Annotated in this window: 12 protein-coding genes; 5 read left to right on the top strand and 7 right to left on the bottom strand. The window is 31.5% G+C overall.

The window, feature by feature from the left end; translation table 11 throughout:
- Window positions 1–37: 37 nt before the first annotated feature.
- Window positions 38–295 carry a hypothetical protein gene (locus ACN4EE_RS14675; protein ID WP_431707202.1) on the bottom strand — a complete coding sequence of 86 codons (258 nt, stop codon included), beginning with the start codon at window positions 293–295 and terminating at the stop codon, window positions 38–40.
- A 326-nt stretch (window positions 296–621) separates the two neighbouring features.
- Between ACN4EE_RS14675 and ACN4EE_RS14680 the strand changes: the two genes are divergently transcribed.
- The 3 genes from ACN4EE_RS14680 (at window position 622) to ACN4EE_RS14690 (ending at window position 4881) form a co-directional block, all read left to right on the top strand.
- Window positions 622–2151 (top strand): efflux RND transporter periplasmic adaptor subunit, encoded by a 1530-nt coding sequence (locus tag ACN4EE_RS14680; RefSeq protein ID WP_431707203.1) that lies wholly within the window; start codon window positions 622–624, stop codon window positions 2149–2151.
- A 34-nt stretch (window positions 2152–2185) separates the two neighbouring features.
- A complete protein-coding gene (locus tag ACN4EE_RS14685; RefSeq protein ID WP_431707204.1) occupies window positions 2186–3364 on the top strand; it encodes an ABC transporter permease in 1179 nt (392 codons plus the stop codon).
- 77 nt (window positions 3365–3441) lie between these two features.
- Window positions 3442–4881, top strand: coding sequence for a TolC family protein (locus ACN4EE_RS14690; protein WP_431707205.1), 1440 nt, complete (start codon window positions 3442–3444; stop codon window positions 4879–4881).
- Here ACN4EE_RS14690 and ACN4EE_RS14695 read toward each other — a convergent pair.
- The 5 genes from ACN4EE_RS14695 to ACN4EE_RS14715 form a co-directional block, all read right to left on the bottom strand.
- Window positions 4868–5083: a hypothetical protein gene (locus ACN4EE_RS14695; RefSeq protein WP_431707213.1), complete on the bottom strand. Its 216-nt coding sequence runs from the start codon at window positions 5081–5083 to the stop codon at window positions 4868–4870. The two genes, ACN4EE_RS14690 and ACN4EE_RS14695, sit on opposite strands and share 14 nt — an antisense overlap.
- Before the next feature lie 158 nt (window positions 5084–5241).
- On the bottom strand, window positions 5242–5505 hold the full coding sequence (locus ACN4EE_RS14700) for a Txe/YoeB family addiction module toxin (RefSeq protein WP_431707206.1): 264 nt from the start codon (window positions 5503–5505) through the stop codon (window positions 5242–5244).
- On the bottom strand, window positions 5502–5765 hold the full coding sequence (locus tag ACN4EE_RS14705; protein WP_431707207.1) for a type II toxin-antitoxin system Phd/YefM family antitoxin: 264 nt from the start codon (window positions 5763–5765) through the stop codon (window positions 5502–5504). The genes ACN4EE_RS14700 and ACN4EE_RS14705 overlap by 4 nt, the downstream gene beginning before the upstream one ends.
- 198 nt (window positions 5766–5963) lie before the next feature.
- Complete coding sequence (locus ACN4EE_RS14710; protein ID WP_431707208.1) at window positions 5964–6299, bottom strand: type II toxin-antitoxin system PemK/MazF family toxin; 336 nt, start codon at window positions 6297–6299, stop codon at window positions 5964–5966.
- On the bottom strand, window positions 6300–6512 hold the full coding sequence (locus ACN4EE_RS14715) for a hypothetical protein (protein WP_431707209.1): 213 nt from the start codon (window positions 6510–6512) through the stop codon (window positions 6300–6302). It abuts the gene before it with no gap.
- Window positions 6513–6605: 93 nt separating this feature from the next.
- On the opposite strand from ACN4EE_RS14715, the gene ACN4EE_RS14720 reads away from it, so the two are divergent.
- Together ACN4EE_RS14720 and ACN4EE_RS14725 are read left to right on the top strand one after the other, a co-directional pair.
- On the top strand, window positions 6606–6779 hold the full coding sequence (locus ACN4EE_RS14720) for a type II toxin-antitoxin system HicB family antitoxin (protein ID WP_431707210.1): 174 nt from the start codon (window positions 6606–6608) through the stop codon (window positions 6777–6779).
- Between the two features lie 91 nt (window positions 6780–6870).
- Entirely contained in the window at window positions 6871–7167 is a 297-nt protein-coding gene (locus ACN4EE_RS14725) for an SH3 domain-containing protein (protein WP_431707211.1), read from the top strand.
- A gap of 27 nt (window positions 7168–7194) precedes the next feature.
- Here ACN4EE_RS14725 and ACN4EE_RS14730 read toward each other — a convergent pair whose 3' ends face one another.
- The gene (locus ACN4EE_RS14730) at window positions 7195–7371 is read right to left on the bottom strand and encodes a type II toxin-antitoxin system HicB family antitoxin (protein ID WP_431707212.1); all 177 of its coding nucleotides are present in this window, start codon (window positions 7369–7371) and stop codon (window positions 7195–7197) included.
- Window positions 7372–7559 lie beyond the last annotated feature (188 nt).

Below are 7559 nucleotides of genomic sequence, written 5' to 3' on the forward strand. Positions count from 1 at the left end.
CACTCAATTGTTCACTCCGTTATTCACTTAAAATAATTTATTCACTCCAATTCACTCCACGCACAAAAGTATATTTAGCATCTAAACTAAAAATATGGGCAACAAAAATTTTAAGAAAGCCCATTTGAAAATGTATGAAAAATCTTAAATTAGTGGCACTAGCCACAATTTCCGCACCATTGTTTCTATTCTCCCCTCCAGTAGGCGCAGGCGTTAATGGCCAAATGGTGTCCGTACGCGCTACAGGACTAAACTGGGGATGTCGTAGTGGCATTTCAGTAACTGTCAGTGGCACTAACCAACGTAATCAATATGCAACCAGCAGAGTTCAGACTGGCTGTGATGGAATCGCAAGAACATATAATGCATGGTTCAAAGGTAATGTAAAGATTGATGTACACAACAGGGTGTTCAATCAGCGCAAAACTTGTTATGCAAATGTGCCCGTGAATCAGGGTTGGTCAAATCATTGGGTTCATGTGAACTGTTGGTAGTGTAAAAAAGTACAAGTAGTTTAGTCGAGTAGGGTGGGCATTGCCCACCTTATGTCATATCATATCATTAGGCAGATAAAATTGAGTAAGTGTAAGTGGTATCAGGTATATTCTTCTCCTATTAAAAATGAATATAAGCAAATTGAGATTGACACAAGGATTAGGATTGAAGTGGTTATTTATTTCTTCAGCAACTTTAACAATTATTACTTTAGGAGGGTTACTCTTTTACGGTTTATCCGTCAAAAATAATACAAAACCTGTGACGGTGAGAACAACTACGGTAATAGAAGGGAATGTAGAAAATAAAATCACTGGGGAGAGTGGAGTCTTAAAATTAGATAATCAAAGAGTAATTCGAGGAGCTACCAATGGAATGGTGGAAGAAATTTTAGTTAATATTGGTGATGTGGTAAAAAAAGGAAAGATTTTAGTTCGTTTGCGAGATAACGAATCTCAAATTAAGTTACAAGAATTTCAATTAGACTTAAAAACTAAAACTATAGAAATTGAACAAAAAGAATTAGCATTACAACGAACCCGAAAAAAAGTACTTCAAGATCAGCAAGAATATGAAAAATTAAGAAATAATTATCAAAATATTCTTGACAATACCAAGCAAGAAAAAACATGGGAAATTGAAAAAAGCAAGTTAGAAGTTATCCAAAAAGAACAAATTATTACTCAAGCTGAAATTGATTTAAACGAGTCTAAAATTAAATTAAAAGAAGATCAGCAATTATTTAACAGAGGGTTTATCTCCGAAAATGAATTAAAAGAACAACAAAAGAAAGTGAGTCTAGCAGAAACAGCTTTAACTAATGCTAAAAATCAATTATTAGTCAGTCAAATTAACTTAGATAAACAGAAATTAGACTTAGATAATTTTCTCAAAAATATTCAAGAAAATAATTCCGAACCACAACAAAAACTTAAAGAAGCTCAAAGTAAATTAGAAGAATCTCAACTAGCAATAAAAGAAGCTGAATTAGCACTAAATCAGGCAATGAGAGAAGTAGATAAATTGAAGATTCAGCAAAAAACTCTGATAGAAACATTAAACAAAACAGTGATTACTTCTCCTATTAATGGTGTAATTCTAAATCTAAATGTGAAAGTAGGTGATGTAATTGACTCCAAACAAAATTTATTATTTATGGGTGATGATTCTAAACAAATTGTTGAGTTTAATCTATCCCCATTAGATGCCACGAAAGTAAAATTAGGACAACCTGCCGAAATCACCGTAATTGGTTTAGACTCGGAAAAATTAACTGGCAAAGTAGAAGAAATTGCTTTGTTAGCAAAACAAGATGATAGTAGTCAGTCGTCAAATAATGCCAAAGTCGTAGCAGTTATTGGATTAGATAAAGTCAATAAAAATATTGTGCCTAGCACTCCTGTAGCAGTTACAATTATCATTGCTCAACGAAATAACGTTTTAATACTTCCCAATGAAGCCATACAACAAACTGATTCAGATGCTTTTGTTTGGATGAGAGATTCTCAAGGAAAAGCCATTAAAAAATCTGTAAAAATTGGTTTACAAGCCATAGAAAATACTGAGATTATATCGGGTTTAAAACTAGGAGATGAAGTTTTGATTCCCATCGGAGAAATTCCCTTAAATGAGGGTAATTATGTTGAAATTCAATAACTTAAATTTAATAACTTAATATTTCCTAATTATTATGAAAATTGTTGATTTATTTTCCTTAACTTTTACCTCTTTACGCAATAATCCCTTGAGATCATTTTTAAGTAGTTTAGGGGTATTTATGGGGGTTTTTGCTATTAGTGGTACTTTGCAAGTCAGTGATATTGGCAAAACATATTTAAGAAAACAATTAGAAGAGATGGAATCACCACGAATATTCATTTCTTCTCCCCGTAATCCCATCATCGATAAACAAGTAAAATATGAACAAGAAGACTTGAAATGGTTAAGAAATAACTTAGCAGGTTGGGGTTATATTATTCCCTTTGAAAATGCGGGAAATGGTGAAATTAATTATCAAAACAAAAAAATAAATATACAAGCACAAGCAGTAGTACCTGATTTTCTATCTGCTTCAGGAAGAAAAATAATCTCAGGTAGTTTTTTCACTCAAACTGATTATCAAAAAAATTATCCTGTTATTGTTATCGATGAAGTAGTCGCAAACAGTTTATTTCAAGATGAGAATGTTTTAGGAAAAATGCTCTATTTTCAAAATAAATCTTATTATATTAAAGGAATTATTGAAGCCAAACAAAGTGACATAGGAATCGAGAAGCAAGGATTAATTTTTATCCCATTATCTTTGCATCAATCATCAATATCAAGTCCATTTTTTGAACAAATTATTATTACTCCTTCTCATCATAAAGACTTAGAGAAATTGCAAAATCAAGCTCTTAATTTACTAAAACAAAGGTTTAAAAATCACGATATTTCTGCTTATAGTAACATCGACAGTGTTAAAATGTTTGAAGAAACGTTAATTGTAGTGACAATAATTCTTCTGCTAGTGGGTGGAATTGCTTTAGTGGTGGGGGGAGTGGGAATTGCTAATATTACGATCGCATCGGTGGTAGAAAGGACTTCAGAAATTGGACTAAGAAAAGCCATTGGTGCAACAGAAACAGACATTTTAAGCCAATTTTTATTAGAATCAACGATTATTAGTCTCACGGGTGGAATTATGGCGATTGGGATAATTCAGGTAACTACCATTTTAGTAGTAAATATCTTCACTTTACCTTATGAATTTAATTATCAAACTCCCCTAATTTCTTTAGGTAGTGCTGTTTTTGTGGGTATAAGTTCTAGTTTTTTATCAGCAAAAAGAGCCAGTGAATTAGATCCAGTAATAGCTTTAAAATCTTAATATAATAAACGTTAAAAAATATTGTAAAATATAAAGATATGAAACATTTTTTGCCGATAACCTTGTTAATTATTCTATTGAATATTATATTTTCTATTAATGTAAAAAGTGAAGAAATTAATGATAAATCAGAACAAAAATTGAACTTATTGTTAAATAACAATAATCAAGAATTGCCGTTAAATTTAGCAGATGCTGTTTATTTAGCATTAGAAAATAACAGAGAATTAAAAATAGCATATCTTCAGCGTATTTTAGAAGAAAAACAATTAGCGGAGATTGAATCACAATTTAACCCAAAATTTACACCTCAACTAGAAGTTAATTGGAATAATAACGATAGTGGAAATAATCAAAGAGATGATAAAATTTTAGGTTTAAATGTTAATGTAAATTGGAAAATACCAACGGGTGGTGAGTTTACAATCCTATGGAAAGGACAAAATCAACTATCTGCAAATACCACATTAAATGATATTTTAAATAATAATGTACTGAGTCAGGGAATCAATTTTAATTTTAGTCAACCCTTACTTAAAAATTTTGGGGTGCGATTTAATTCTATCAATATTGAAAAAGCAAGATTAACAGAAACAGCTAATATCTTAAAATTAAAAAATACTAATTCTCAAATTATTACCAATACAATTTTAGCTTATAGAAATTTAGTCTTAGCACAAGAACAACTAAAAATTGAACAATTATCCATTGAAAATGGGAAAAAAGATTTAGAAAGGTTACAAGCACTTTTTGAATTTGGAAGGATTCCACAAAATGATTTAATTGAACGTCAAGCAGATATTGCACAACAAGAAGTTACTTTAGTTACAACTCAAAATGCTTTAGAAGAAGCGATTACTAACCTAACTAAAATTTTGGATTTACCCCTAGATAAAAAACTAATTGCGCAAGAAATACCACAACCTCCTACAAATTTAAACTTACCTAATTATGAAGAAATGTTAGAATTAGCTTTAAGTAATAATTTTAATTATCTAACGGCTTTTAATGATGTAAAAAATGCTAAATTAAATATAATTGAAGCTGAAAATCAACAGAAATGGGATTTAAGATTTAATTTTAGTGTTAATCATAATATTGCTAGTAATGCAGACGATCAAAGAGCGGTTAATTCTTCCCTTATATTAAGTCGTGAATGGGGAAATCTGAGTCAAGATAATGCTTTAGAAAAAAGTAAAAGTAGCTTAGAAATTGCGAATTTAACTTTTGAAAATGCCACAAAAAATCTTGAAGAGGAATTAAAAACTAGGATGCGTAATGTACAAGATACATTTAGAAGAATACAATTAGCCCAACAAGCTAGACAATTAGCGGAAACAAGATTAACAAATGCTAAAGAAAGAATGAGACTAAATGGAAATGTCTCGATGACAGATATTATTAATTTTGAAAAAGGTTTAGTTGATGCAAAAAATCAGGAATTAAATGCAGTTATTAGTCATCTTAATACTATTACACAACTCGAAAACTTTTTAGGATTAACTAAAATTTTCTAGTGAAAGGAGATTTTTCTCTCAAATATTTGATGTGGGGTTTCATCAAATCAGGTCCAGTGGCGCAGTTTAGCCCCATAATATCGATAGGATAGTGCTCTACTGCTTCGGGTTTAGTATGGACTAAATATTCGTTACATCCTTCGTATTCTGCACCGCCAAAGTCTTCTGCTGTCAGGTTTTGCACTTGCAGATTTGTACCCATCGCACCATCAAATACGCTTCACGGGGCGATCGCACTCTGTGTAATCTTTCTAAAAATCGGCTTTTCATAGATAATTGAGTTTATGAGAAGTTCTATAAAGTTATGTTAATTAACAAATGATCGCTTATTTGAGAGCGATGATTAGATAAGATATAGATTCATTTTCGATAGTGATAACGACAACTGACTATTCTGATATAGTCGTCTTTGACTTCATAAACTAAACGATGTTCTTGAGTAATACGCCTTGACCAAAAACCTGATAGATTAAAGCGTAACATTTCAGGTTTGCCTTTTCCTGTGAAGGGATTATCTGGCAATGTTTCGATTAATTCCATAATTTTCAAAGCCATTCGCTTATCTTGCTGAATCCACCATTTCAAGTCTTCAATAGCTTGTATGTCAAGTAAAATATTTCTCATCCCATTAACTCATTTTTCACTTGTTGCCATGGGGTAGCAGAGTCAGGAGTGCGATCGACTGCTTGTAGTAATTTTTCTGCGTTGACGGGATTACTCAACAAATATAAGGTTTCTACCATGCTATTATAGTCTTCTTCCGAAAGTACGATCGCCCTTACAGAATCAGATAATTGAAGGCACACGGGTTGGTGTTTTTCGTTAATTTCATCGATAACGGTGGTTAAATTTTCCTTGAGATGACGATGATCAATTATTTGCATTGTTAAACATTTAATCTTTATTGCGATAATAACTTATTCCATCCGTGAATAGTTAATGAAGTTTAAAATGTCGAAGTTCGATCGCACTCTGTGTAGTCTGTCTAAAAATCGGCTTTTCATAGATGATTAAGATTATGAGAAGTTCTATAAAGTTATGTTAATTAACAAATGATCGCTTATTTAAGAGCGATGATTTGATTATTTGATTCCCATTAATGCAATTTTTATACAATCACAAATACCTTGCCAATCCCTTTCCGATAAATGACCAATATAAACTAAGTTATTAGATGATGGTATCGTTACTAAAAAACTTCTAAATATTGATGGTACTTTTAACCCTGCTGATGACCAATCTTGTAAAATGTAATCAGTCACTCCTAAATTTTTTGTCTGACTGGTGATTAATCCAATGATAACATCTGGACGATTTTCATGGTAAACCGATGAAGAAACGATTACCGCCGGGCGACGTTTAATACCTTTTACACCCGGAAAGTCAACAGTGATAACATCTCCACTTTTAAATTCCATTTAGTAAATTTCCTCACCTTGATCATCAATATTTTGTAAAGAATACTTAACAATATCTATTTGATCTTCTTGCGTCCAAGTATCACTATAATTCACAAGGCTAATGTTTTTATTTGTTAAGTCGTTTAATATCATCGTTGCTAGTCGCAATCTTTCATCTAAGGGTAATATCTCGACAACTTCGCTATAAATTTCTTGAACTGTTTTACTCATAATGCCCAACGGTTATAACTTTCCCAAATAATAGCTTATTTAAGAGCGATAATATATATTGTTTATCAGTAGTCAATCAATAAAATTGTTTATATGAAATATCCTATTACGATGTATCAAGATGAAGATGGATGGTATGTTGTGGAATGTCCTATTATACCGGGGTGTTTAAGTCAAGGAGAAACTAAAGAAGAAGCTATCTCTAATATACAAGAGGCGATCGAACTTTGCTTAGAAGTCAGACAAGAAAAAAGTTATGTTAATTAACAAATGATCGCTGAAGGAGAGATAGTACAATTTATGGTAAGATTATTGTAATAAAAAAGGTCATCAAACGTTATAAAAACTATTTGTATCAATGAAATACTTAACATTGCTTGGTTTAATTCTGATTAACGTAGTTTTTTCTGTATCATCAATAAAGGCAGAAACGGTGTGTAAAGTGACTGATCCCACAGGCACACCTCTTAATGTTAGGACTTCTCCAAATGGTAAAAAAATAGGAATATTAACTAATGGTAAGGAGGTTTATATCGACAATATTCGCTATGATGAAAAAGGAAGACCTTGGGCAAGAGTCGGATCTTATGTCTCAGGTGAATATAAAATATATGGTTGGGTTTTTCGAGAATTTATCAGTTGTTATGAACGTTAAAGCTAATAAATCAATTGTGCCTCTTTCTTAAGCATATTCTTGTTGAGAAAATGTAATTTCAAAAAATAATTCTAAGGCTTCTTGAAGGTTATTTCTAGCTTTTTCGATCGAGTCACCTTGACTAGCAATATCTAATTCAGGGCAAAGGGAGACATAACCATCTCCCTCTTTTTCAATAATTGCCGTTAGTTGTTGATATTTCATTGTAAGAGTGTTGAATTGATTAATTTAGCTTTTCTTCGGCAAGAAGCCCCACACTGTATTTTTCGTTAAGAAATACCCACACAATCAGTGTGGGATGAATTGCCGTCCAGATTTATTTGTACAAATCAAAAAACTTATGTTAATATCAATCTAGGTTAAAAATTAAATTTGCCTAAAACAATGATTAA

This window comes from Geminocystis sp. CENA526 (assembly GCF_050753365.1).
GTDB lineage: Bacteria > Cyanobacteriota > Cyanobacteriia > Cyanobacteriales > Cyanobacteriaceae > Geminocystis.

What these genes read in the sequence shown, in the direction of transcription:
- ACN4EE_RS14680 (WP_431707203.1), top strand. Translation starts at nt 622, where the DNA reads ATGAATATAAGCAAATTGAGATTGACACAAGGATTAGGATTGAAGTGG.
- ACN4EE_RS14685 (WP_431707204.1), top strand. Translation starts at nt 2,186, where the DNA reads ATGAAAATTGTTGATTTATTTTCCTTAACTTTTACCTCTTTACGCAAT.
- ACN4EE_RS14695 (WP_431707213.1), bottom strand. Translation starts at nt 5,083, where the DNA reads ATGGGTACAAATCTGCAAGTGCAAAACCTGACAGCAGAAGACTTTGGC.
- ACN4EE_RS14700 (WP_431707206.1), bottom strand. Translation starts at nt 5,505, where the DNA reads ATGAGAAATATTTTACTTGACATACAAGCTATTGAAGACTTGAAATGG.
- ACN4EE_RS14705 (WP_431707207.1), bottom strand. Translation starts at nt 5,765, where the DNA reads ATGCAAATAATTGATCATCGTCATCTCAAGGAAAATTTAACCACCGTT.
- ACN4EE_RS14710 (WP_431707208.1), bottom strand. Translation starts at nt 6,299, where the DNA reads ATGGAATTTAAAAGTGGAGATGTTATCACTGTTGACTTTCCGGGTGTA.
- ACN4EE_RS14715 (WP_431707209.1), bottom strand. Translation starts at nt 6,512, where the DNA reads ATGAGTAAAACAGTTCAAGAAATTTATAGCGAAGTTGTCGAGATATTA.
- ACN4EE_RS14720 (WP_431707210.1), top strand. Translation starts at nt 6,606, where the DNA reads ATGAAATATCCTATTACGATGTATCAAGATGAAGATGGATGGTATGTT.
- ACN4EE_RS14725 (WP_431707211.1), top strand. Translation starts at nt 6,871, where the DNA reads ATGAAATACTTAACATTGCTTGGTTTAATTCTGATTAACGTAGTTTTT.
- ACN4EE_RS14730 (WP_431707212.1), bottom strand. Translation starts at nt 7,371, where the DNA reads ATGAAATATCAACAACTAACGGCAATTATTGAAAAAGAGGGAGATGGT.